25 protein-coding genes are annotated in these 23083 nt (G+C 66.4%); 8 read left to right on the forward strand and 17 right to left on the reverse strand.

All coding sequences use genetic code 11. The features are described from left to right. Positions 1-14: 14 nt before the first annotated feature. The 4 genes from LYSCAS_RS00900 to LYSCAS_RS00915 form a co-directional block, all read right to left on the reverse strand. Complete coding sequence (locus LYSCAS_RS00900) at positions 15-581, reverse strand: HNH endonuclease (RefSeq protein WP_213435179.1); 567 nt, start codon at positions 579-581, stop codon at positions 15-17. A gap of 21 nt (positions 582-602) precedes the next feature. Further along, complete coding sequence (locus LYSCAS_RS00905; RefSeq protein WP_213435180.1) at positions 603-1904, reverse strand: HEPN/Toprim-associated domain-containing protein; 1302 nt, start codon at positions 1902-1904, stop codon at positions 603-605. A 34-nt stretch (positions 1905-1938) separates the two neighbouring features. Further along, on the reverse strand, positions 1939-3300 hold the full coding sequence (locus LYSCAS_RS00910) for a HEPN domain-containing protein (protein ID WP_213435181.1): 1362 nt from the start codon (positions 3298-3300) through the stop codon (positions 1939-1941). Between the two features lie 110 nt (positions 3301-3410). Then, positions 3411-4379, reverse strand: a complete 969-nt coding sequence (locus LYSCAS_RS00915; RefSeq protein ID WP_213435182.1) for an AlbA family DNA-binding domain-containing protein — start codon at positions 4377-4379, stop codon at positions 3411-3413. A 549-nt stretch (positions 4380-4928) separates the two neighbouring features. On the opposite strand from LYSCAS_RS00915, the gene LYSCAS_RS00920 reads away from it, so the two are divergent. Then, positions 4929-5216 (forward strand): hypothetical protein, encoded by a 288-nt coding sequence (locus LYSCAS_RS00920; protein WP_213435183.1) that lies wholly within the window; start codon positions 4929-4931, stop codon positions 5214-5216. Between the two features lie 239 nt (positions 5217-5455). Here LYSCAS_RS00920 and LYSCAS_RS00925 read toward each other — a convergent pair whose 3' ends face one another. Continuing rightward, positions 5456-6004, reverse strand: coding sequence for a hypothetical protein (locus tag LYSCAS_RS00925; RefSeq protein WP_213435184.1), 549 nt, complete (start codon positions 6002-6004; stop codon positions 5456-5458). A 153-nt stretch (positions 6005-6157) separates the two neighbouring features. Between LYSCAS_RS00925 and LYSCAS_RS00930 the strand changes: the two genes are divergently transcribed. Both LYSCAS_RS00930 and LYSCAS_RS00935 read left to right on the forward strand, forming a co-directional pair. Next, positions 6158-6988 (forward strand): alpha/beta fold hydrolase, encoded by an 831-nt coding sequence (locus tag LYSCAS_RS00930; RefSeq protein WP_213435185.1) that lies wholly within the window; start codon positions 6158-6160, stop codon positions 6986-6988. A 72-nt stretch (positions 6989-7060) separates the two neighbouring features. Then, on the forward strand, positions 7061-7978 hold the full coding sequence (locus tag LYSCAS_RS00935) for a hypothetical protein (RefSeq protein WP_213435186.1): 918 nt from the start codon (positions 7061-7063) through the stop codon (positions 7976-7978). Between the two features lie 13 nt (positions 7979-7991). Here LYSCAS_RS00935 and LYSCAS_RS00940 read toward each other — a convergent pair whose 3' ends face one another. The 8 genes from LYSCAS_RS00940 to LYSCAS_RS00975 form a co-directional block, all read right to left on the reverse strand. Then, the gene (locus tag LYSCAS_RS00940; protein WP_213435187.1) at positions 7992-8477 is read right to left on the reverse strand and encodes an SRPBCC family protein; all 486 of its coding nucleotides are present in this window, start codon (positions 8475-8477) and stop codon (positions 7992-7994) included. Further along, positions 8474-8845 carry an ArsR/SmtB family transcription factor gene (locus LYSCAS_RS00945; RefSeq protein WP_213435188.1) on the reverse strand — a complete coding sequence of 124 codons (372 nt, stop codon included), beginning with the start codon at positions 8843-8845 and terminating at the stop codon, positions 8474-8476. The genes LYSCAS_RS00940 and LYSCAS_RS00945 overlap by 4 nt, the downstream gene beginning before the upstream one ends. 64 nt (positions 8846-8909) lie before the next feature. Continuing rightward, the gene (locus LYSCAS_RS00950; protein ID WP_213435189.1) at positions 8910-9920 is read right to left on the reverse strand and encodes an aromatic ring-hydroxylating oxygenase subunit alpha; all 1011 of its coding nucleotides are present in this window, start codon (positions 9918-9920) and stop codon (positions 8910-8912) included. Between the two features lie 9 nt (positions 9921-9929). Then, positions 9930-11042 (reverse strand): hypothetical protein, encoded by a 1113-nt coding sequence (locus LYSCAS_RS00955; RefSeq protein WP_213435190.1) that lies wholly within the window; start codon positions 11040-11042, stop codon positions 9930-9932. Then, a complete protein-coding gene (locus tag LYSCAS_RS00960) occupies positions 11039-12196 on the reverse strand; it encodes an ATP-grasp domain-containing protein (RefSeq protein WP_213435191.1) in 1158 nt (385 codons plus the stop codon). Before LYSCAS_RS00960 ends, LYSCAS_RS00955 begins: the two co-directional genes overlap by 4 nt. Continuing rightward, the gene (locus LYSCAS_RS00965) at positions 12189-13028 is read right to left on the reverse strand and encodes an MBL fold metallo-hydrolase (RefSeq protein WP_213435192.1); all 840 of its coding nucleotides are present in this window, start codon (positions 13026-13028) and stop codon (positions 12189-12191) included. Before LYSCAS_RS00965 ends, LYSCAS_RS00960 begins: the two co-directional genes overlap by 8 nt. Then, the gene (locus LYSCAS_RS00970) at positions 13021-14010 is read right to left on the reverse strand and encodes an NAD-dependent epimerase/dehydratase family protein (RefSeq protein ID WP_213435193.1); all 990 of its coding nucleotides are present in this window, start codon (positions 14008-14010) and stop codon (positions 13021-13023) included. The genes LYSCAS_RS00965 and LYSCAS_RS00970 overlap by 8 nt, the downstream gene beginning before the upstream one ends. Then, positions 14010-15023: a beta-ketoacyl-ACP synthase 3 gene (locus tag LYSCAS_RS00975; RefSeq protein WP_213435194.1), complete on the reverse strand. Its 1014-nt coding sequence runs from the start codon at positions 15021-15023 to the stop codon at positions 14010-14012. Before LYSCAS_RS00975 ends, LYSCAS_RS00970 begins: the two co-directional genes overlap by 1 nt. A 143-nt stretch (positions 15024-15166) precedes the next feature. Here LYSCAS_RS00975 and LYSCAS_RS00980 point away from each other — a divergent pair, with 143 nt between their 5' ends. Both LYSCAS_RS00980 and LYSCAS_RS00985 read left to right on the forward strand, forming a co-directional pair. After that, a complete protein-coding gene (locus tag LYSCAS_RS00980) occupies positions 15167-15913 on the forward strand; it encodes a helix-turn-helix domain-containing protein (RefSeq protein ID WP_213435195.1) in 747 nt (248 codons plus the stop codon). 129 nt (positions 15914-16042) lie between these two features. Continuing rightward, positions 16043-16234 (forward strand): hypothetical protein, encoded by a 192-nt coding sequence (locus tag LYSCAS_RS00985; RefSeq protein ID WP_213435196.1) that lies wholly within the window; start codon positions 16043-16045, stop codon positions 16232-16234. A gap of 9 nt (positions 16235-16243) precedes the next feature. On the opposite strand, the gene LYSCAS_RS00990 is transcribed toward LYSCAS_RS00985, so the two are convergent. Then, positions 16244-16627: a response regulator gene (locus tag LYSCAS_RS00990; RefSeq protein WP_213435197.1), complete on the reverse strand. Its 384-nt coding sequence runs from the start codon at positions 16625-16627 to the stop codon at positions 16244-16246. Positions 16628-16773: 146 nt separating this feature from the next. On the opposite strand from LYSCAS_RS00990, the gene LYSCAS_RS00995 reads away from it, so the two are divergent. Continuing rightward, a complete protein-coding gene (locus LYSCAS_RS00995) occupies positions 16774-18117 on the forward strand; it encodes a cryptochrome/photolyase family protein (protein ID WP_213435198.1) in 1344 nt (447 codons plus the stop codon). On the opposite strand, the gene ispG is transcribed toward LYSCAS_RS00995, so the two are convergent. Continuing rightward, the gene (ispG, locus tag LYSCAS_RS01000; protein WP_213437469.1) at positions 18118-19392 is read right to left on the reverse strand and encodes a flavodoxin-dependent (E)-4-hydroxy-3-methylbut-2-enyl-diphosphate synthase; all 1275 of its coding nucleotides are present in this window, start codon (positions 19390-19392) and stop codon (positions 18118-18120) included. It abuts the gene before it with no gap. A gap of 113 nt (positions 19393-19505) precedes the next feature. Here ispG and xseA point away from each other — a divergent pair, with 113 nt between their 5' ends. After that, positions 19506-20849, forward strand: coding sequence for an exodeoxyribonuclease VII large subunit (xseA, locus tag LYSCAS_RS01005; RefSeq protein WP_213435199.1), 1344 nt, complete (start codon positions 19506-19508; stop codon positions 20847-20849). Between the two features lie 14 nt (positions 20850-20863). After that, the gene (locus tag LYSCAS_RS01010) at positions 20864-22303 is read left to right on the forward strand and encodes an aldehyde dehydrogenase family protein (protein ID WP_213435200.1); all 1440 of its coding nucleotides are present in this window, start codon (positions 20864-20866) and stop codon (positions 22301-22303) included. Positions 22304-22306: 3 nt separating this feature from the next. Here LYSCAS_RS01010 and LYSCAS_RS01015 read toward each other — a convergent pair whose 3' ends face one another. Beyond that, a complete protein-coding gene (locus LYSCAS_RS01015) occupies positions 22307-22615 on the reverse strand; it encodes a type II toxin-antitoxin system RelE/ParE family toxin (RefSeq protein WP_281413196.1) in 309 nt (102 codons plus the stop codon). Continuing rightward, on the reverse strand, positions 22612-22899 hold the full coding sequence (locus LYSCAS_RS01020; protein WP_213435202.1) for a ribbon-helix-helix domain-containing protein: 288 nt from the start codon (positions 22897-22899) through the stop codon (positions 22612-22614). Before LYSCAS_RS01020 ends, LYSCAS_RS01015 begins: the two co-directional genes overlap by 4 nt. Positions 22900-23083: the final 184 nt, after the last annotated feature.

Here is a 23083-nt window from a genome sequence, read left to right on the forward strand (position 1 = left end):
GAGCGGTGCTGGCCCTAGGACTTCGCTACTTCGGGCGTCTTGGGCGATTGCACGAACGCCGCATCGAGCTTCCGATACATCGAAAGCGCCTTCTCGGCTTCGGTTTTGATGTTCTCGTACAACGCTTCGGCGATTACTCGAATCGCGTGACGCTCATGATTGGTTAGCGCTGGATAGTTATATTTGGCGACATGACCCAAGATCTTCGAGTAGCGGGACATGTACTCCTCGGAGCCCTCCCCTCCGCACACGTGAGCGAGGTGCGCTTCCCAGGGAACGTACTGATTGTTCACATCTCTCGCGCGCTTGTTACACGGCCTGCAGACCGGCACCACGTTGCCTGGATGATGGAGCCCATATTCGGTGCGATTGAACATAACCAGATGTTCGATCTGCATCGGGGCAAGTGTCCCGCAGTAGGCGCACATGCCACCGAAGTCATCACATATTCGAAGCCATGTGGCCTTGCCGCTACCCGATCCGGTATTGAAGGCTTTGCCGAGGTAGTGCTGGCCCACGGAGGTTAGGAACGAGCGAACAGCAGTGTTGGCTGCGTCTGACGGAGTGTTGTAAACGGTCACGGAGATGGTCTCGATTCTGGCTTAATCACGAAATGCAGAAAATATCGCGCGCAGTATCGTGTCGATACCCGACCAGTCCTGCTGAACAACGGCGCTCGAATCTTGCCGCGCGGCGGCGACCTTGCGCACAAATGCTGCATGAAGTTCATTCTTCCCCAATACCTCGCCTTGATATCCAGCGACAGCTTCTACGTACCCCTTCCATTGCACTGGTGCGAGCGACCCGTCGTCTCGGGCTAACACATCAACTCCCAGATACAACTCAATGCTCGCTGCGAGCCCATTGACATCAAGGTTAGTGTTTCCGCTCGGTCCGAGAGTCGGATAGCTACGCAGTAGATCGATATCGGGATATCTGAGAACAGCGATATTAGAAGGCAATCGTAATTGCGCCAACGATCTGATCGCGTCCCGAGCTGCTGAGTCGTTATCAAAAATTGCAATGATACGGTTGCCAATACCAGCCCCTGCGAAACCTTTGACCAAGGACGCAAGCTGACCTGCCCCTCCGGGGATTCGCGTTCCACCGAAGTCCAGAAACGAGTAGTATCCAGCCAAGTGCGGGTAAAGCAACTCCAGAGATGCCTTGAGCACTACCGTGTCTGTTACGCCTTCTGTGAGAACGATTCGATTGGCATTCTCTAGGTGACCAATAGTCAACGAATCGATCGACTGCTTGCAGACGGAGTCATTCGAGTCGTAGTAGCCGCCATCAATCAGGTCCGTAATGTCTTGGGCCACTTCACTTGGCTTTTGTGCCACCTCGCATGCAACGCGAATAAGGCAGCGCACATCTGACGTAAAGAAGCCGAACAGGTATTCTTCGTTATCCTCCAAAACATACTTCACAGCGGTCGAAAGACCTGTCCTCCCGCAATCATCAAACGGAGATGGACGGAGTCCTTCCGCAATCACCATCTTTAGAGCGACGAGATACTCATCAAAGGAAAGTTCTTTAAGAACCTCGACCTTGTCGATGAACCAGGTCGCATCAGGCTCTTCTGCGGCCCACTCCTTGTACATTTCCAATTCTGCCTGACGACCCGCCTCGAACTCACGACGCGCCCTGGTGAGGGTGAATCCCATTATCTCCAGCCGTGCCACCACTGCGCCTGTGTCACATGCGTATTCCGTGGCGGTTTCGACTTGACCAGCATCGTCTGAGTAAGCATCGCCCCAAATGAGCGCGTTCCTCGAGCCCAGGTCCCGAGCGAAGACTCTTTTATCCTCTTCACGGAACACAGTCATCGCCTCCGGCACGACCGCACTCTTGCTACTAATAAGTGGGTAGCCGGCAACGCAAAAGTCTGTATATGTGCCCATAAGTTGATGCTCAGCCCATCGCTCAATGGCTCACTTAAGGTCCGTCCGGAACTGCGAGAAGAGTGTTCCGAAAGGTGTCTCGATCATCGACGCCATTAGAATTTGCATAGCGGTCAAGCTCAATCGCATATGACGCCAATATTGCGGATGCCAGAACATCAGCCTTCGCTCTTTCGGTCCGAAGACGTTCTTCTAGCGCCAAAATTGAACCATGCGCGATCCCAGATCGGTACTTATAAATGCGGGCTACGAGCTGCTTAAGAGTAGTTCCGTCCCCAACTACTGAGCGGGAATACGGAATCTGAAGGAGCCGAGCCGCAAGCTCTAGAATTCCCCGATCTTCCAGACCGCCGGAAAGGATGTCCATCGCGATCGCAAAACTCACTATGGCGGTGAAGTCCGCTTCCTCGGAACAGCCACGCCCATACCAGTGCACCGCGTTGACCCATCTTTCTGACAGTTTCCGGCATGGAGCCATTTCCGGGTTTGCGAGCAAGGGAATAATGATTCGTCTTCCCGCTGCGTCTCGGAGGCCCTCACTTTGTTTCAGTACGGTCTGACCCATACCCGGGGCGCCCGAAAGACCAGGCGGGTTAAATGAGGTTCCGATTGCTAAATCGGCGTTATCGCGCTGCGTTAAACGGTTTGCGTTTATGGGAGGCGCATGGTCTACGGCTAAACACAGCCGGCTGTTGTGCGAATGGGGCACGACCAGACGCAGTGTATCGACTGCGGCACGCACAGCGATCAAGGCACGTCTGTGAGACTCCTCCCGTTCAAACCCATCGGTTGTAACGCACGCTACCCATTGATCGGAATGAACGGAGCGCGCGACGACATTTGCGGTGCGCGAAAGGCTCTCTTCTTTTGAATCCCCTGACCAGCGTTCAAGCACTTCGCACATCCATGACGAACTCTGGCCACGAAGGCGCTCAACTTCTGCGAGCCAGTTCGCGGGAGAGCGGAACCAGACAGTTCCAACGTTGAAATCGGCTGCCTCCTGCCCGAGAAAAAGCCACACAGCAAAATAATGCGTCAGTTTGAGCTTTTGTTGATTCAATCGATCGCTCAAACGTTCCTTGTATCTTGCTAGATTCGCATTTTCGTTGCCCGATTGAGCGAACTCATTCAAGAGCTCTCCCAGGGCCTTAGCCGCTTCGTGGCGAATAGTTTCTTGGCTAACAGTCCGATTGGTGCTCTGATCATTGGCTTGTAAGGCATCTGCTATTTGAACAATAGCGTTCATTCCCACACGGCTGGTTCTGTAAAAGCCGAGCCCATCGCCTGCTGGAATAGTCGGCCCGAAAGGCTCGTCAGGCAACTCCTGTGCCCATGTATCGAACGAGCTTCCATGCATTGACAAAGTCTCGTTGATTGCGATGCCGAGGAGATCCACCAGTCTAGGCATATGCATTCCTTTTACTTTTAGGGAGTTTCGCTGGTTTTAGTACTTCACTCCGTGAAAAGTACCGGACCATCTAGGGCACATCGTGGAGGGGAGGCAGCTCAGACTTGATCGACAACTCGCATCAGTACTTCGGACGTCTCAAGCTGTTGCCGACGGCTTCGATCGACAGCGGCCCTCAGATCCGCAGATCTCCCCAAAATCCGTGTGATTTCCGGCTCCGCATTTCGCGCCCCGGTTGTAATCCGAATCGATAAGTCAGCCACCGGATCTTCCGAGACCGTAATAAGGCAATCGAGGACCTCGTCCACCGCATCTGGCGCCAACGACATTCCGTCAAGCGCGACAGCTTGGGCTCCGGGAAATGAGTTCATGCGGACCGGAAATGCTTCGCGCTTCTGATGTACTGAAACTTTCGCCTCCCCGGTGTCGCCCCACCACACTGACATGTAGGGCTTCTCGGCTAGCACCGCCCCTGTGTTTGCGATGGCTAGAGAGAACGCCAGCACCAGCCTGTCATCTTGTTGATGCTGGGGACGCCTAGCCGGAAGTGAGACGAACTGGAGTGCAACTTTTGCTCTCGGAGGACGTCCAAAAAGGCCTGCAAGGGCGTCATGCGGAATCACCTCGAAAGACGACCCACTTCGCAAATAGTAGTTCCTTAAACCGGGCGCCTCAGCTCGAAGTGGAGCCCGAGATGATTGCGGCACAAGGGTTACAACAAATCCGCCGACCTCGCCCTCGTTTGTAACCGCTATGTTTTCGACCCCGTCATGCGGCGGCACTGTGAGTCTTGAAATCGCCGACTCAAGTCGGGAACGAAATGCCTGAGCGTTGTGTACCGGATGTAGTGTCGCCGCAAGATCAGCACCATCAGGCCTAGCGGCACATTCAACACCCCAGACGACTACTCCGCCAGCACTATTTCCGAACCCCGCGATTGCCTTTGACAAGTTCTTATTATCGCTAGCGTGAAGAACGTTCCCGCCGCCATTGTCGCCAGACTTCTTAAAGTCCAGAAACAGTTCCTCAGAAACTCGATCTGCAAGCATGGCGTTGATCTCTGCCATCCCTCCAGCTCGTATCCGTTCGAATAGGTCGCGAGCACGGGACATCACTTCTACCTCCTAAGTAGAGCCATCGAGGTTCAAGGCGCGCGGGTGCACCATCGGGATGCCTCGTGGAGCTTATCCGCGCAGTCGCCTCGGATCACACTTGTATTGCGCAGATGGCGGCTGTTCTAGGACTTGCCCAATAGCAGCGGAACCAATGATGCGGTGCATCAGAGAATTTTTCGCGTGCTCGGCAGGTCCCCATCCACTTGGGATCGTTCAGACGCAAGGATGGCGACGGCACTTGGAAAGGCGGCCTTGGTCGGTCCTTCATTGATTCGCCAATTTGACTCATTGCGGCTACGTCCGCAGCATTGACGTCACGACCAATTTCGGGTCGTCGCTTTTAAAAAAGGAATTCTAGTGACTCGGGAAAGATTTCTCGTCAAATCCTTCGGTGACAATCCTGAGGGCGCGAGGGTTGGTCTTGTCAAATTGCTGGAGATGTTGGAAACAGCCAAAAGTGGCGTAGTGGTGGTTCCCAGGCTAGGCGACTTGAAGCACTCGATGCTTGTCGACATTTTGGGCGAGGAGAAGACGGCGCAGTTCATCAAACAGAGAGAGATCGTGTTTAGCGACGGAAAGAAGATCTCTTTGTGTTCATTGACGACGCTCAAGAACCATAAGTATTCCAACGCTTATTTGGCGTTGTGGGGTTCAAAAGAGACCATTGCAGCGATTGAACCACTAGGGACTTGGAGTGCTTTAGTGCTTGTCACCTGGTTGCCGAAGGACAGCGAGCAATGGCAGAAGGACCACGCAGTCACAGTCCTGTATGACGATGGAAAGGGCTAGAAGTGCGCTTAAGACGTTGGTGCGCCGCACCACAACGGCCGTCGACAATTCCGGCTTACCTGGCACTTATCCCATTAATCAACGGGTTAGCTACCCCAGGTAGCCCTTGATCCGATAGGTCTTTCCGCTCGGCCCGAGGGGGTAAGCGTCGCGTTCGCAATGCGAAGGTCGGGAGTTCGATCCTCCTCCGCTCCACCACGAATCAAGCGAAGGGCCGCGCAAGCGGCCCTTTTCCTTTTTCAGGGCAAGTACTTCGCCGGCAACGCCACGCCCTCGCCTTCCGCTTCCCACATCAGCGACACGATCCACCACCGCTGGCCGTCGAACATCAGCTGCAGCGTGTTGATGCCACGCATCCTGTGCTTGTCCTTTTCGGTCACGCCTTCGTACGTGCTCCACACGTGCGCGATGTCGCCGAACTGTTCGACGGTGCGCTTGAGCTCGCGTTCGTGGAAGCCCTTTTCCAGCAGGATCGGGCCCGAGCTGGCGACGTAGTCGTTGACCGTGAGCAGGCGGATGCCGACCACGTCGCGCGTCTTGCCGCCCACCGCCATCATCCGGCCGCCGGGGATGAAGAGCGACCGCATGCGGTTCCAGTCGCGCGCCTGGCCCGGCGGGCCGGAGATCACGTCGTACAGCGCCGCGATGATGCCGTCGATGCTCTTCACGTCCTCGGCCTTCGCCGCCGGCACGGGCGTGGCGACGGGATGCGGCGGACGCTCCACCTTGGCCTGCGCGAACGCGGGCACGGACGACACGGCGAGCACGACGGTGAGCAACAGGCGCATGGCATTTCCCCCGGGATGAGGGCGACACCATAAGCAGCCGTACCGCCGCCTGGCTACACGACTTCCGTCATGCCCGCGTCGGAGGGCGGGCGTAGCATCGGTCGTGGCGCCGCAACGGCGCCGCTTTTCTCCCACCCCCACGGAGGAACACCGATGAGCACGGTCACCACGCAAGACGGCGTCGAAATCTTCTACAAGGACTGGGGCCCGAAGACGGCCCAACCGATCGCGTTCCACCACGGCTGGCCGCTGTCGAGCGACGACTGGGATGCGCAGCTGCTGTTCTTCCTCAAGGAAGGGTTTCGCGTCATCGCGCACGACCGGCGCGGCCACGGGCGTTCCAGCCAGGTGAGCGAAGGGCACGACGTCGACCATTACGCCGCCGATGCCGCCGCGGTGATGGAGCACCTCGACCTGCGCAACGCGGTGCACGTCGGGCATTCGACCGGTGGTGGCGAAGTCGCGCGCTACGTGGCGCGACACGGCAAGGGCCGCGTGGCGAAGGCGGTGCTGATCAGCGCCGTGCCGCCGATCATGGTCAAGTCCGCCAGCAATCCGGGCGGCCTGCCGATCGAAGTGTTCGATGGCCTGCGCGCCGGGCTCGCCGCCAATCGCGCGCAGTTCTTCCGCGACGTCCCGTCGGGGCCGTTCTACGGGTACAACCGGCCCGGCGCGAAGGCGTCCGAAGGCGTCATCGCCAACTGGTGGCGCCAGGGGATGATGGGTAGCGCGAAGGCGCATTACGAAGGCATCAAGGCCTTCTCCGAAACCGACTTCAACGACGACCTCAAGGCCATCGAAGTGCCTACGTTGTTCATGCACGGCGACGACGACCAGGTGGTGCCGATCGACGATGCGAGCAAGCTCGCCGTGAAACTGGTGAAGAACGGCACGCTGAAGGTCTATCCGGGCTTCCCGCATGGCATGTGCACCACGCACGCCGAGGTGATCAATCCGGACCTGCTGGCCTTCATCAAGGGCTGACCCGCCCGCCGCGATTAAACCGCCACGGCTGCCCGCGCATCACAACGCGTCGATGCCCTTCGGAGTGTTCGCATGCGCTTGCTGCCGTGGTGTTCGCTGGTGTGCCTGGGTGTGTTGATGCCTGCGATTGCGCAGACGCAATCCGTGGCGGCCACGCCGCCGCCGGCCGTCACGGCGGCGCCCGTCGCCACGCTGACGCTGGAGCCGTTCCGTCGCTCCGTGGCCGTGCGCGTCGACGCGAACGGGACGAAGGGCCTGTTCGCGTTCGATACCGCCGGCGGGCATTCCATCGCCTCGCCGGAATTCGCGGCCGCGGCCGGCTGCAAACCCTGGGGCGAACTCGGCGGCTTCACGATGACCGGCACGAAGCTCGCGATGCCGCGCTGCGACGGCCTGCAGTTCGACGTCGACGGACATCGGCTCACGGCGCCGGTGGCCGGCGTGATGCAGGTGGCGCCGCTGATCGCGAAGGATGCCCCGCCGATCGCGGGTCTGCTGGCGCTGGATGTGTTCGCGGGCCAGACCATCACGATCGATTTCGCCGGCGGCAAGCTCTACATCGAATCGCCTGCCAGCGCCGCGCAACGCATCGTCGGTGCGCGCGAGTTGCCGGTGCGCCTCTCGCACGAAGTGCAAGGCCTCGCGCTGGCCGTCAACCTGGAAGTGCCGACGCCGCAAGGCATCGCGCGCTTCGAACTCGATAGCGGCAACGGTGGCACGCTGCTCGTGTCGCGTGCCTACGCCAAATTGTTCGGCCTGGATCCGCAGGCGAAGGCGCCGACGCCCGGCACCATCCCGATCGCACCGGGCATCGCGGCGAAGGGGCTGGTGTTCGTCACCGACATGAACATCGACGGCAACCTCGGCATGCCCTTCCTCAAGGACTGGATCGTCACGCTGGACCTGGCCGCGGGCCGGATGTGGCTGCAGCCCACGCGCGCAACGCCGCCACCTGAGATGGGCGTACCACCGGCGTTGCCCGCGAAGTAGCGCGACGCGCGCGTCAGGCCGCCGCTTTCGCCGCCGACGACGGCAGCGCGTGCCCCGTCTCGAGCAACGTCTTGAGGTTCGACAACACCGTCGGCCAGCCACCGGACACGCCGGCCAGCATCTTCGGATCGCGCGCGAGGTCGTCGTGCGTGACGGTCAGGCGGACCAGGGCATCGGACAGCGCTTCGATGTCGAAGGACACGCGCGAGTGCTTGCCCGCATCGTCGATCTCCTCGGGCCGGGCCCAGCTCATCACGAGCCGGCGCGGCGGATCGGATTCGATGACGTTGCCGGCGATGTCGACGGTGTCCATGTCGTCGGCGCGGCGATGCGCCCAGCGCGATCCGGGCTGCCAATCGTCCGAGACATTGACGCGTGCACAGCCGCGCACCGGATCCACCCAGTACTGGCGTGCCATGTCGGGATCCACCAGCGCTTTCCAGACTTTCTCGGGCGTGGTGGCGATGTAGGTCACGTAGACGAAGTCGGGCTTGTTCATTCGGTCTCTCCTTCGAGTTTCTGCTTCAGCGCGCGCAGCGCGGCGAGGCGGCCATGTTCGAATTTCCCGATCCAGCGCGCGTGGATCTCGTGCAGCGGAACGGGGTTGAGGTAGTGCAGCTTTTCGCGCCCCTGCCAGAACACGGCGACGAGGTTGGCGTCTTCGAGCACCTTCAGGTGTTGCGTGGCGGCCTGCCGGGTCATGTCCATCTGCTCGCACAACGCGCCGAGGGTCTGGCCGTTCTCGCGGTGCAGCAAATCGAGCAGGCGCCGCCGGCCGGGATCGGCCAGGGCCTTGAACACCTTGTCGAGATCGGAAGGCAGCGGATCGGTTCCTGTTCTGGCGTGGCGCGGATGATATGCAGGCATTTACTTGCATGTCAACCACAACGGTTCCCTGCGCGAAGCCCGTCGGTGCGGGCCAATCGCCGCGTCAGAGCATCATCGGCACGCTGCGCGCAGGCGCGGACGCAGGGCGTTCCCCGCGCAGCCAGAACGCTTCGAGGAACGGACGCAGCACGTCGAGCGACGTGGAGGCGCCCCGCCGGCCGGGGAACCGTTCGAGGTTGCGCGCCTGCATCGCCAGCATGCGCCGGTCCTGTTCGCCCACCCGGCGCAGGAACGGCCACACGAACCAGCGCACCGCCCACGCCGGCGCCCAGCGGTTCTCGACGTGCAACGTTGCGACCACGTCGGTCTGGCGCGCATTGCGCGGCGTGAAGTGCAGGGTGATGCGCACGATGGCGCCGTCGCGATAGCGGTACGCGATCTGCGCGCTGCCAGGCGGGGCGAAGTGCACGTGCTCGCTGGTGCGCGGCGACTCGAACAGGCGGTACAACAACCCCGACTGCGCCACCTGCCCGCTGTATTCGACCGACAAGCCCTCCCCGTCCGCGCGCACGGTGGCCGTCGCGGGCGCGCGCGCACCGCCACGCACCAGCCCGGCATGGATCGAATGCGTGTGCATCGGATCCATGAAGTTCTCCATCGCATCGACGACGTGCGCGTCCCACGTGGTGCGCCACAGGAAGCGACGATGCGCGGGATCGAGGGCCTGCACGAACGCACCCGGCATCGCGTCGCCTTCGTCGCCCGGACGCAGCCACACGATGCCGTCGTGCTCGTGCGTGGCGAATGCGCGGGCGCGCACGGCGGGCAACGCAACGTCGTCCGGCAGGCCGGGGATGCGCTGCACCGCGCCGTCGGCGCCGAACGTCCAGCCGTGGTACGGGCACGCGATGCCCTGCGCGGTGCGGCACCCGGCCGACAAGGGCGCGTGGCGATGCGGGCAGCGATCCTCGAGGGCGTAGACGCGGCCATCGTCCGAGCGCGCGAGGACGATCGGCAGGTCGAGCACGGTGATCGCGTGCGGCGCCTTGCGCACATCGCGGCTGCGCGCCACGGCATACCAGTGCGAGAACAATGCGGGGTGCCAGTCGCCCATGGCCGGTCGTCAGAGTCTGTAGTGTTGCAGGAGGGGAACACCGATGCGCCGCGTCGCTTGCGACAGCAGCGCGACCGCGGCGCGCGAACGCCGCGGAAGATGGCGCACGTCGAATGCACCGTATTCGATCGCGGGGATCCCGCCGCGCGAGCGCTTGAAGCCCGCTGCGCCCGCGCTGAAGTTGAGGCGTTCGCCAGTCTGCGCCACGCGTTCGAACGCGAGCGCGGTGAGCAGGCGATACAGGCCGAGCGATTGCGGCTGCTGCGTGTCGTACCCCACGATCGGGGCGCTCACGGTGCCGGCGCGGCGGAACAGGCCGACGATGCACGCCAGGTCGCCGGCGTCGTTGCGGAAGCCATGGAATTCGAGCAGGCCCGCGCGGTGCCACGCGCGCAGGAAGGCTTCGGTATACATCGGGTTGAACCGCGAATACTTGTCCAGGTACAGCTGTGCATACAACTGCGCGATGCGCGCGTAGTCGCGCTCGCCGATCCCGTCGTCGTGCGCGCGATGCAGCGCGGTCTTCGCGAGCAGGGCGAAGTCGCGCTTCATGTCGCGGTGGCGCGCCACAAGCGCGGGCACGTCGCGATACAGGTACACCTGCCGGCTGGCGACCAGCGTGCTGCCCGCGCGTTCGAGCGCCTGCAACCAGTCGGCGTTGTCGATCGCGTTCAACGAGCGCATCCACAGCGCATGACCGGGCCAGCGGTCGCGGGCCTCGTCCATGGCGCGCGGCAGGTCGACGCCTGCCACCGGCGCGTGCAGGTCGGTGGACAGCAGCCAGTGGTCGAGCACGACGACGCGATCCACGCCCGCGCGCGCCAGCCATGCTTCCACGCCACGCAACAGGCCGCCGACCGGCGCGCCGAGCCACCCGGGCAGCGTGCGCGCAGCTTCCTCGCGGCCGCAGCGCGCCCAAGCGGTGGTCGGCGAACAGGTCCAGGCGGCGTCGGCCCCGGGTTCGCACACCAGCACGGGAAGTCGTGCATCGCCTGCGCCGATCGCTTGCATTCGACCGGGCACGTTGGGGATGAAGCGCGCGAGCGCGTCAGCCGGATGCAGGCGCGCGAAGTCCGCGCCATCGAGCGCGCCGGCGGGTGTCGCTGCGATGCGCGCGTTCATGCGTCCGGCAGGGGCTCGCCGTCCCATTCGATGTCCTGCGTCGCCGCCTCGCGCAAGGTGTTGCCCGAACGCCACGCGGACCATGCATAGGCGGCCAGGTCGGCGATGGCGCCCGCCAGCGGCGCGCGATCGCCGGCGACGCCGATGACGTCGCGCGCGCGCCTCCAGTCCTGTCGCCATTCGCCCATGCGACCCGTGCGCAAGGCACGCGCCCCGCCCGCGCCGAGCATGATGGCGGCGAGCATGCGCGGCGATGCTTCCGCCGGCTCGACGCAGGCATCGCCCTGCCCGCACAACGCGTCCGGCAGCGCATCGTCCGGCGCGAACAGGTGCACGCCGCTCACGGCGCGCGGATTGCATTCGAGCACCGTCGCGGTGCCGTCGGCGCCTTCGATCCAGTCGAAGGCGATCTGCCCGGTGTAACCGATCTTCCGCACGAAGGTTTCGACGAAGCCGCGGATCGCTTCCGATCGGTGGGGGGCGAAGTAGTAGCTCGAACTCGCACCGAGCCGATGCTTCGGCCGGTAACACGCGTGCGCCAGCAGCCGGCCTGCGTGCGCGACGCTGTAGGAGCAGGCTTCCGTCCCTGCATGGAAGCGCTGCACGACCCACGCCCCGGCTTGCGCCAGCGGCGGCGCATCCTCGGGCATGCCGTGCGGATGCAGGCGCACGTGGACGCCGAAGCGCGAGTACTCCGGCTTCAGCACCACCGGCGCGCCCTTCGCCCATTCGCGGGCCTGTTCGATCGAATGCACGCGCGCGCTGTCCGGCACGTGCGCGCCGCAGTGCTGCGCCAGGCCGAGGAACGTCCACTTGCTGTGCAGCGCGCGCAGTTGCTCGAATCCATCCACGGCGTATTGCGTGCCCGCCGGCAGCGCATCGCGATGGCGCGAAAGATGGAAGGCTTCCTCGCAGGTCGGCACCACCAGGTCGATCCGGTGCTGGTCGATGGCGGCGCGCAAGCCCGTGACGAACCCTGTCGGTGCATGGCGCGGCGAGGCCAGGCGCACGCTCGCGTGCACGGCGCGCGAGAACGCGGACAAGCGGCACGGGATGGAATCGCCGACCACCACGCGCCAGCCCTGGCGGTGGAAGCGGCGCGCATGGTCGAGCGCGACCGGCGCGCGCCCGCCGAGGATCAACACGCTACGCATGGGCGAGGCCCTCGCCCGCGGGACGCCATTCCCTGCAGTGCGCCGGGACGAGGCGCACGTGCGGCGCTTCGCGATGCAGCGCATGCAGGTGCGCGAGCGTCGTGCGATAGGCGTCGGTGTCGCCGAGCCAGCCGGTGACCGCGGCCGGCGGCGGAATGCCCGCGCGGATCGCGTGGCTCGACCAGCTCGCGTCGGCGACGAGGAAGACGAGCCCGTCCGCATCGCGGAACAACAGGCCGTAATGCCCGGGCGCATGGCCCGGCAGGGGAATCGCGAGCAGGCTGCCGTCGTCGAACAGGTCGCGCGCCACGCCGAAGCGCGCGAACGGCCCCTCCAGCGCCACCGTGCGCCGATCTTCGAACGCTTCCATGCGCGCCTGCGTTGCGCTGTCGAACAACGCCGGCAACACACCCTTGCGCAGCGCGCCGATGCGACCGCGCGCGCGCATCCAGTCGACCGCTTCGCGCGCGCAGGCGATGCGCGCCAGCGGGAAATCCGCGAGGCCGCCCACGTGGTCGCCGTGCAGGTGCGACACGACGACCCAGGCGATGTCCCCCGCCGCGATGCCATCGCGTGCGAGTTGCGCCACGAGGGATTCGCCCTCCTGCAGGCGCACCGGCGTCGCCCAGCGGTAGAGGCGCTCGGGGAAGCGCGCGGTCGCGGCGAAGAACGCATGCGCGTAACCGGTATCGAACAGGATCCTCCCGTGCACGGGGTGCCGGAGGGCAGCGACCAGCGCGGGAAACGCGCACGGCGCCAGGCGGCCCCCCTGCAGCGTCGCCAGTTCCGGGTGCATGCAATGGCCGGCTTCGTAGAGGCGCCACTCAAGCATGCTGGCGCCTCCACCAGTGCGCGAACGACGCGATGCCCTCGGCGATCGACGTGCCAGGCGAATACGCGAGCTCGCGCCGCGCGCGCGCGATGTCGAGCGTCTGCGAGTAACCCAGCACGCCGACGCCATAGCGCGTGAGTCGCGGTTCGGGACACCCCGGACGCAGGCGTGCGATGCGTTCGGACACCGCCGCCAGCGGCACCGCCAGGCCGCGCGGGATCGCCACGCGGCGCACGCGCATGTCGAGCGCATCGAACAGCAGCGACACCAGGGTGCGCACTTCGATCGGATCCCCGTTGGTGATGTTGTACGCGCGCCCGTCGCCGGGCACGTCGGCATCGATCGCATCGGCGACGAGCGCGGCCACGTTGTCGACGCAGGTGACATCCACGACCGCCCTGCCCCCGTGGATCAGCGGAAACCAGCCGCGCGCGGCCACCGCGAGCAAGCGCGGCAGGATCGCGTTGTCGCCCGGGCCGAACACCGCGCGCGGGCGCAGCACGATGGCGGGCAGGCCTTCGGCGGCGATCGCGCGCACCACTTGTTCCGACGCCCACTTGCTCTGCGCATAGGGCGTGATCCAGCGCGCGGGCGCGGCGAATTCCTCCCGCACCTCGTACTGGTCCTCGAATCGGAAGTAGATGCTCGGCGAGCCCAGGTGCACGAAGCGACGCACGCCGGCGTCGAGGCTGGCGCGCGCGACGCGCTGCGTGGCCAGCACGTTCGCCCGCTGGAAGTCGGCGGACGCGCCCCACGGCGCCGACAGCGCGGCGGCGTGCACGACCGTGTCGCAGCCCGCGAGCAACGGCGCCATCGGGTCGCACGCCAGGTCGGCGATGCGCACGTCGACGCCGGGCGCCGGCCGCGGCAGCTTCGCCGCGTTGCGCCCGCTCGCGACCACCGCGTGACCACGCGCGCGCAACGCCGCGACGACGTGCGCACCGATGAACCCGCTGGCGCCGGTGACGAGGACGCGGGCCATCAGTAGCGCAGCACCGCGCCGCCGAACGACAGGCCCGCACCGGAGCCGACCAGCGCCACGAGGTCGTCGCGCACGATGCGCCCGGCGTCGATCGCACGATGCAGGGCCGTCGGGATCGATGCGGCCATCTGGTTGCCGTGCGTGGACAGGATGCGCACCAGCCGGTCCTCGGGCAGGCGCAAGGCGTGTTGCAGGTGCGCGAGCGCCTTGTCGCTGGCCTGGTGCGGGACGAACGCATCGAGGTCATCGAGCGTGACGCCCGCGCGGCCGAACAAGCGCGCCAGGTAGCCCGGCAACAATTGCGCGGCGAGGCGATAGGTGGCCTTGCCCGCCATTTCGAAACGCGCGGCATCGCGATACGCGTCCATGTCGTCGGCCACGCGCAGGCGGGTGCCGCCGGCGCGCACGCGGCACAGCTCGGCGCCTTCCGAATAGGTTTCCATGTGCGCGGCGAGGAGCTGCGATCGCGAATCGGCCGGTGCGCGCGACACGACCACCGCCGCGGCGCCGTCGCCGAACAGCGGCGCCGAATCCGGGTCGTCCCAGTTCAAGCCGGCCGATGCGATTTCGCTGGAGACGATCAACGCGCGCTCCAGGCGCCCGGCGGCCAGCATGCACGCCACCATGTCGAGCGCGGCGAGGAAGCTCAGGCAGGTCGCGTTGACGTCGAACGCGGCGATGCCGGTGCCTTCGAGGCCGAGGCGGCGATGCACGAACACCGCCGAACACGGGATCGCCTGCTCCATCACGCTGCAGGCCGAGACGACGAGGTCCAGGTCGCGGGCCTGCAGGCCCGCGCGGTCCAGCGCTTCGCGTGCGGCATGCGCGGCCATCGCCGAAGTGGTTTCGTCGGCGGTCGCATGGTGGCGATGGTCGATGCCGGTATGGCGTTGCGTCCAGCCGGCGGGCTTGCGCCAGCGGGCGTCGAATTCGGTGGACTCCACCCGGCGGCCCGGGGTGAACGTGCCCGTGCCGAGGATGCGGAGCGGGACGGGAAGCGATCGGGACGACATTGCACGCTCGCGTTGGAAGGGGCGCGGCGAGGGTGCGGACCCGGGGCGCGATGCGCAATGATGCAGCGCCACCGGCGCGATGCGCGAGCCGGCGGGGATCAGGAAGCGATACGGGCGCAGGGATCACGCGGGGAGAGGGCGGGATGGCGGCTTCCAAACTGGTGGTGCAGGCGATCCGCGACCGGCTGCGCGAGCGCGGCCTGACCTATCGCGAACTCGCCACGCGGCTGGGCGTGAGCGAAGTGACCGTCAAGCGCGACCTGGGCCGCGGCGACTTCTCGCTGGCGCGCCTGGATGCCATCTGCGAAGCGCTCGGCGTCGAGCTGGTGGACCTGCTGCAGGGCGAACCGGACGCCAGCATCCTCACCGTGCTGGACGATGCGCAGGAACATGCGCTCGTCTCCGACCCCAAGCTGCTGCTGGCGACCTACCTCATCGTCAACGACTGGAAGTTCGCCGAGATCCTGGCGGCGTTCCGCGTCGACGAGAACGAACTTGTGTCGCTTCTCCTGCGCCTGGACCAGTTGCGGATCATCGACTACCGCCCGCCGAAGCGTTTCACCAAGCGCACCGCGCGCAACTTCGCCTGGCAACCGGGCGGACCGGTGCATGCGTTCTTCCTGCAACGCGTGGTGCCGGAGTTCTTCGGCGGCGCCTTCGACCAGGGCGGCGATGCGTTCCACTTCATGGGCGGCACGCTGTCGGATGCTGCGATGCGACACGTGGCGGCGGGGATGGCGCGGCTGGCGCGCGAGTTCGACGAATTGGTGCGACGCGACACGCAGTTGCCGCTCGAAGCGCGCCACGGCTGCAGTGCGGTCTTCGCGCTGCGACGCTGGGAATTCTCGGCGTTCACTGCGCTGCGGCGCGGGACGGACGCCCGCGAATGACGCACTGCGGCGTGCCGTCCACCGGCTGCGCGCCCTACGCTGCGTCGCGCGTTCACCCAGGCCTCACTGCCGCGGACTAGCGTATGCACCGCCCGCTCATGGGCAGACCGTTTTCAGGGGACGGCCGCAATGAACATCAAGAAGCTCGAAGCAGTGCTCGCGGAAATGCGCAAGGCGCATTCCGCCGACAACCAGCAGCTGCGCGAATGGGAAGGCCGCATCGCCGAGGCGATCGCCGACGACCTGATGGAACAGATCAACGCTGCGTTCGCAGTGGCGCCTGCGCTGGCCACCGAACCCGGCGGCCACGACTGGGAATGAGGCGGGCGCTCAGCCCGCCTGCTTCGCCGGCGTTCCGAGCAACTGCACGATCACGCCGGCGAGTTCCTCCGGGCGCACCGGCTTGGTGACGTAGCCGGCCGCGCCCTGGCGCAAGCCCCATTCGCAATCGGTGGGTTGCGACCGGCCGGTGACCAGCACGATCGGCATGTCGCGCAACGCGGGATGGTTGCAGAGCGTGCGCGTGGCGGCGTAGCCGTCGATGCCGGGCATCACCACGTCCATCAGCACCAGGTCCGGGCGTTCGCGCATCGCGGCTTCCACGCCCGCCTGGCCGTCGCTGCACACGATGCCGGTGTGGCCGAGCGCCTGCACCACCTTGAGGGAGAGCGCGCGTTGCAGCGGGCAGTCGTCGACGATCAGGATGCGGGCCATGCCAGGTTCCTTGCGATACTGAGTGCGAGGCATTCTGCGCGGGGCCTTGCGCGCACGGCAGGCGGCACAGGGGGCGATTTTCCCGGCGTGCACGCGAATCGTCCGGACGCAACGCTATGCTCCGCCCGACCCGCGAAGGAACGTCGATGCCCACGGCGCTGGTGTGGTTCCGCAATGACCTGCGACTCGACGACCAGCCCGCCCTGCAGGCGGCGCTCGCGCAGGGCTACGCGCCGGTGCCGGTGTATATCCACGCACCCGACGAAGCCGGCCCGCATGCGAACGGTGCGGCCTCGGATGCGTGGCGGCATCGCTCGCTTCATGCGCTGGACGGCGCGCTGCGGGCGCGCCGTTCGCGTCTCACCGTGCTGCGCGGCCCCACCCTGCCCGCCCTCGAACGCCTCGCTGCCGCGACGGGCGCCGAAGCCGTGTTCTGGACGCGGCGCTACGAGCCCGCGTTCGAACAACGCGACACCACGATCAAGCGTGCCCTGCGCCGCGGCGGCCTGCACGCGGAAAGCTTCAACGGCGCGCTGCTGATCGAACCCTGGGACGTCGCGACGAAACAAGGCGATCCGTACCGGGTGTTCACGCCGTTCTGGAAGACCGCAAGCGCGCAGTTGCGCAAGCCGCGGCCGTGGGATGCGCCGAAGCGCTTGCCGGCGCCGCCGGAGGCCGCGGACGCAACGACGATCGATGCCCTGGGCCTGGCGCCGAAGCGCGGCTGGGACCACGACTTCTGGACGCAATGGTTCCCGGGCGAAATCGGCGCGCGCGCGGCGCTCACCACGTTCCTGCCGCGCATCGCCGCGTATCCCGACGCACGCGACGTGCCTGCGATCGAAGGCACGTCGCGCTTGTCGCCGCACCTGCATTTCGGCGAGGTGTCGGTGCAGCGCGTGTTCGCGGCGATCGGCGATGCGGATGCGCCCCCCGAAGCGCGCGCGGCCTACCAGCGCCAACTCGGCTGGCGCGAGTTCGCGCATCACCTGCTGCACCATTTCCCGCACACGGTGGACCGCAACCTCGACCCGCGCTTCGACGACTTCGACTGGGCCCCGTTCGATGCGGTGCAGTTCGATGCGTGGACGCGCGGCCGCACCGGCGTCCCGATCGTCGATGCCGGCATGCGCGAGCTGTGGCACACCGGCTGGATGCACAACCGGGTGCGCATGCTGGTGGCGAGTTTCCTGACGAAGCAGTTGCGCATGCACTGGTCGCATGGCGCGCGCTGGTTCATGGACACGCTGGTGGACGCGGACTTGGCGAACAACACGCTCGGCTGGCAATGGGTGGCCGGCACCGGCGCGGATGCCGCGCCCTATTTCCGGATCTTCAATCCGCTGTTACAGGCCAAACGCTTCGATCCGGACGCGGCGTACGTGCGGCGCTGGGTGCCGGAACTCGGGACGCCGCGTTACCCGGCGCCGATCGTGGACCTGGCGGAAACGCGCGACGCGGCCCTGGCCGCCTACAAGCGGCGCGGCTGATCAGCGGCCGTACTTTGATTCGACGTAGTCGTCGATCATCGCGACGAATTCCTGCGCGATGTTGTCCCCGCGCAGCGTCTTCGCCTTCTCGCCATCGATGAACACCGGCGCGGCCGGCGCTTCGCCCGTGCCGGGCAGCGAGATGCCGATGTTGGCGTGGCGCGATTCGCCGGGGCCGTTCACCACGCAGCCCATCACCGCGAGCGTGAGGTTTTCCGCGCCCGGGTGGGTGATCTTCCACGTGGGCATCTTGTCGCGCACGTGTTCCTGCACCGACTTGGCCAGTTCCTGGAAGAACTCGGACGTCGTGCGCCCGCACCCGGGGCACGCGGTGACCATCGGCGTGAACGCGCGCAGGCCGAGGGTTTGCAACAGTTCCTGCGCGACGATGACTTCCTGCGTGCGCGAGGCGCCCGGATCGGGCGTGAGCGAGATGCGGATCGTGTCGCCGATGCCTTCCTGCAGCAGCACCGCGAGCGCCGCGCTGGACGCGACGATGCCCTTGCTGCCGATGCCGGCTTCGGTGAGGCCCAGGTGCAGCGCGTACGTGCCGCGCGTGGCGAGTTCGCGGTACACGGCGATCAGTTCCTGCACGCCGCTGACCTTCGCGCTGAGGATGATGCGATCGGCCGGCAGGCCCAGCGCGACGGCGCGGTCGGCCGAATCCAGCGCCGAGCGGATGAGCGCTTCGCGCAGCACGCGGCCGGCATCCCAGGGTTCGGCGCGCGCATGGTTTTCGTCCATCAGCTGCGCGGCGAGGGCCTGGTCGAGCGAGCCCCAGTTGGCGCCGATGCGCACGGGCTTGTCGTACTGCATCGCGAATTCGATGAGCTGCGCGAACTGCGTGTCGCGCTTCTTGCCGAAGCCCACGTTGCCCGGGTTGATGCGGTACTTCGCCAGCGCCTGCGCGCACGCCGGTTCGCCGGCGAGCAGCTGGTGCCCGTTGTAGTGGAAGTCGCCGATGATCGGGACATGCACGTTCATCATCGCCAGCTTCTCGACGATGCGCGGCACGGCCGCAGCGGCTTCGGGCGTGTTGACGGTGACGCGGACGAGTTCGGAGCCGGCGCGCCACAGGTCGGCGACCTGCTTCGTCGTCGAGGCGACGTCCGCCGTGTCGGTGTTGGTCATCGACTGCACGACCACCGGCGCGTCGCCGCCCACCGCGATGCCGCCGACGCGCACCTGGCGCGTGGCGCGGCGCGGCGACGGGCCGAAGCGCGGGGCGTCGGCGCAGGGCGGCGGGAGGTCGGTCAGCGGATCGCGGAGGGGCATCGACATGGCGCGCATTCTACGACCGCGGCCCTGCACGTGGCCCTGCGACTGGCCCGGCCGCGTGACCCGTTCACGGGCCTGCGGTACCGTGTCCCGCCGTTCCAAGCCCCCGCATGACCCGCGACGACGCCCGCAAGATCCTCTCGCCCACCCAGCTCAACACGCTGGCGCGCGACCTGCTGGAAGGGGCGTTCCCGCTGGTGTGGGTGGAAGGCGAGCTGGGGAATCTCTCCCGGCCCGGGTCCGGGCACCTCTACTTCACCCTGAAGGACGCGCGCGCCCAGGTGCGCTGCGCGCTGTTCAAGCCCAAGAGCCAGTGGCTGAACTTCGTCCCGCGCGAAGGCCTGCGCGTGCTCGCGCGCGGCCGCCTCACGCTGTACGAGGCGCGTGGCGACTACCAGCTGATCCTGGATTCGCTGGAGGAAGCGGGCGAAGGCGCGCTGCGGCGGGCGTTCGAGGAACTCAAGGCGAAGCTGCAGGCCGAGGGCCTGTTCGAAGCCGAACGCAAGCGCCCCCTGCCCGCCTTCGTGCGGCGCATCGGCGTGCTCACCTCGCCGTCGGGCGCGGCGGTGCGCGATGTGCTGAGCGTGCTGGCGCGGCGCTTCCCGCTGGTGGAAGTGGATGTGCTGCCGGTGCAGGTGCAGGGCGAAACGGCGCCGGCACAGATCGTCGCGATGCTCCAGCGCGCGGTGCGCTCCGGGCGCTACGACACGCTGCTGCTCGCCCGCGGCGGCGGGTCGCTCGAAGACCTGTGGGCCTTCAACGACGAGCGGCTGGTGCGCTCGATCGCGGCATCGCCGATTCCGGTCGTCTCGGCGATCGGGCACGAGACGGATTTCAGCCTCAGCGATTTCGTGGCGGACCTGCGTGCGCCGACGCCGTCGGTCGCCGCCGAACTGCTGGTGCCCGCGCGCGCCGACCTGCGCGTGCGCCTGCAGGGCCTGCATCGGCGCATGGCGACGCTGCAGCTGCACCATCTGCGTCGCGACGCACAGCGCGCCGATCGCGCGGCGCTGCGCCTGCACGCCCTGCGCCCCCGCGCGCGCCTGGACCTGCTGCTGCGGCGCCAGGCCGAAGCGCAGCGGCGCCTGGAGGCCGCATGGCGCAAGCAACTCGAACATTGGCGCGCGCGCATGCGCCACGCCGACGCGGTGTTGCGCACCATGCAACCGCGCCGGCGCGTGGCCTTGCTGCGCCAGCGGCTGGAAGCGCTGCGGCAGCGTCCGCGTTCGGTGATCGCGCGGCGCCTGCAGCACGATGCGATGCACCTGCGTGGGCTGGCGCGTTCACTGGAAGCGGTGAGTCCGCTGGCCACGGTGGCGCGCGGCTACAGCATCCTGCTGCGCGACGATGGACACGTCGTGCGCGGGGTGAACGATGCGAAGGTCGGGGATCGCGTGCAGGCGCGCCTGGCCGATGGAACCCTGCCGTTGCGCGTGATCGCCCCCGACGATTGATCCGGAGAACCGCCATGGTCGACAAGCTTGCGAAACACTTTCCTTGCTACCTCGCGAACGCGGCGGTCCACACCAAGACCGAACTCGACGTCCTCGACAAGTTCACCGGCAAGCGCGCCACGCGCGTGGCCTTCGCCGATGCCGCGCTCGTGCGCAAGGCCATCGTTGCCGCGCACAAGGCGCGCAAGGCGATGGCCGAATTCCCGCCGGATGCGCGCCGCGACGTGCTGGAGCATTGCGTGCGCCGCTTCACCGAACGCAGCGAGGAACTGGCGCTGGCGTTGTGCGTGGAGGCCGGCAAGCCGATCAAGGATTCGCGCGGTGAGGTCACCCGCCTGATCGATACCTTCCGCATCGCCGCCGGCGAAGCCACGCGCATCGGCGGCGACGTGCTGGAACTGCAGATTTCCCCGCGCACGCGCGGCTATCGCGGCATGGTCAAGCGCGTGCCCATCGGCGCGTGCGCGTTCATCACGCCGTTCAATTTCCCGTTGAACCTGGTGGCGCACAAGGTGGCGCCGGCGTTGGCGGCGGGCTGCCCGTTCGTGTTGAAGCCCGCGGCGAAGACACCGATCGGCGCCCTGATCATCGGCGAAGTGTTTTCGGAAACCGACCTGCCGAAAGGCGCGTTCTCGATCCTGCCCTGCTCCAACGAAGACGCCGGCCTGCTGGTCGAGGACGAACGCATCGCGCTGCTCAGCTTCACCGGCGGCCTGGTGGGCTGGGACCTGAAGGCGCGCGCGGGCCGCAAGAAAGTCACGCTGGAACTGGGCGGCAACGCGGCGTGCATCGTGGACGAGGATCCGGGGCAGTCGCTCGCGAAGGTCGTCGATCGCATGGTGTTCGGCGCGTACTACCAGTCCGGCCAGAGTTGCATCAGCGTGCAGCGCATCCTGGTGCACCGCGCGTTGTATCCGAAGTTCCGCAAGGCGATGGCCGATGCAGTGGGCAAGCTGCGCATGGGCGATCCCAAGGACGAACGCGTGACCATCGGGCCCGTCGTGGACGAAGCCGCGGCCAAGCGCATCGATGCGTGGATGGATGCGGCGATCGCGGGTGGTGCGAAGGCGATCGTGCGCGGCAAGCGCAAGGGCAACTTGGTGCCGGCCGCGCTGCTGGAGAAAGTGCCGCGCGACTGCGAGCTGTACCGCAAGGAAGCGTTCGGGCCGGTGGCGTTGCTGGAGCCGTTCGATGATTTCGAGGATGCGATCGCGATCGTCAACGACAGCGACTTCGGCCTGCAGGCCGGCGTGTTCACCGGTTCGCTCGCGCACGCGATGCGGGCGTGGGATGCGCTGGAGGTCGGTGGCGTGATCGTGGGCGACGTGCCGAGTTTCCGCGTCGACAACATGCCCTACGGCGGGGTGAAGGGATCTGGCCTCGGCCGCGAAGGCATCCGCAGCGCGATCGAGGACATGACCGAGCCGCGCCTGCTGGTGGTGCGCGACGCCTGAGCGTCACGCACCGATCGTCTGCAACGCCGCGTCGACGTCGCGGCCGCGCGGGTATACGGCCAGGATCGCGACGCGCGCATGCGCTTCATCGACCCGCAGCGCGACCGCGGTGCGCTCGCGGTGGTGCGCGACGCGCAGGCCGGGCAGCACGTCGTCGCGCAGCGTGCCGCGGTGCGGGAAGATCGAGAAGCTGCCGCACCAGTCCACCAGCGATGCGAGTTCGTGGTCCGCGCGCACGTAGCCGGCGTGTCGCGACAAGTACGCGTGCAACGCTTCCAGGTCGGCGACGGCGCGCGGCGCGAAGCGGATCAGGTACGGCCGCGGCGCTTCGCAGTCGCAGGCGCCGCGCCGCCGAGGCGGCTGCGCACCGCCTCCACCGACAGCGCGCGGCCGGGCGCGCGGTCGAACTCCCGCGCCGAAGCCACCACGTCCTCGCGCAACCACGCTTCCATCGCGCGTTCGCGCGCGAACAGCGCCCGCAGGCCATCGCGGATCACTTCGCTCTCCGTCGCGTAATCGCCCGAGGCCACGTGCGCGCGCACGGCGTCGGCCATCTCGTTGGGCAGGGTGATGCTGAATTGCTGGGTGGAACGCATGGGGGCGGCTCCGTTCGGGGACAGGATGGAATCCTATTGAATCCTGTTGAAGTTGCAACCTGCCGCCGGGCGCGCAAGACACGTCGTCCATGACACGAAACTCCGCGCCGGCGCACGGTGGCCGGCGTGCGGGCACGATGCACACCCGTGCACGAGCGCGACGACGGGACGATTCGCGAAGTCG

The sequence above is a fragment of the Noviluteimonas caseinilytica genome (assembly GCF_018406605.1).
GTDB lineage: Bacteria > Pseudomonadota > Gammaproteobacteria > Xanthomonadales > Xanthomonadaceae > Noviluteimonas > Noviluteimonas caseinilytica.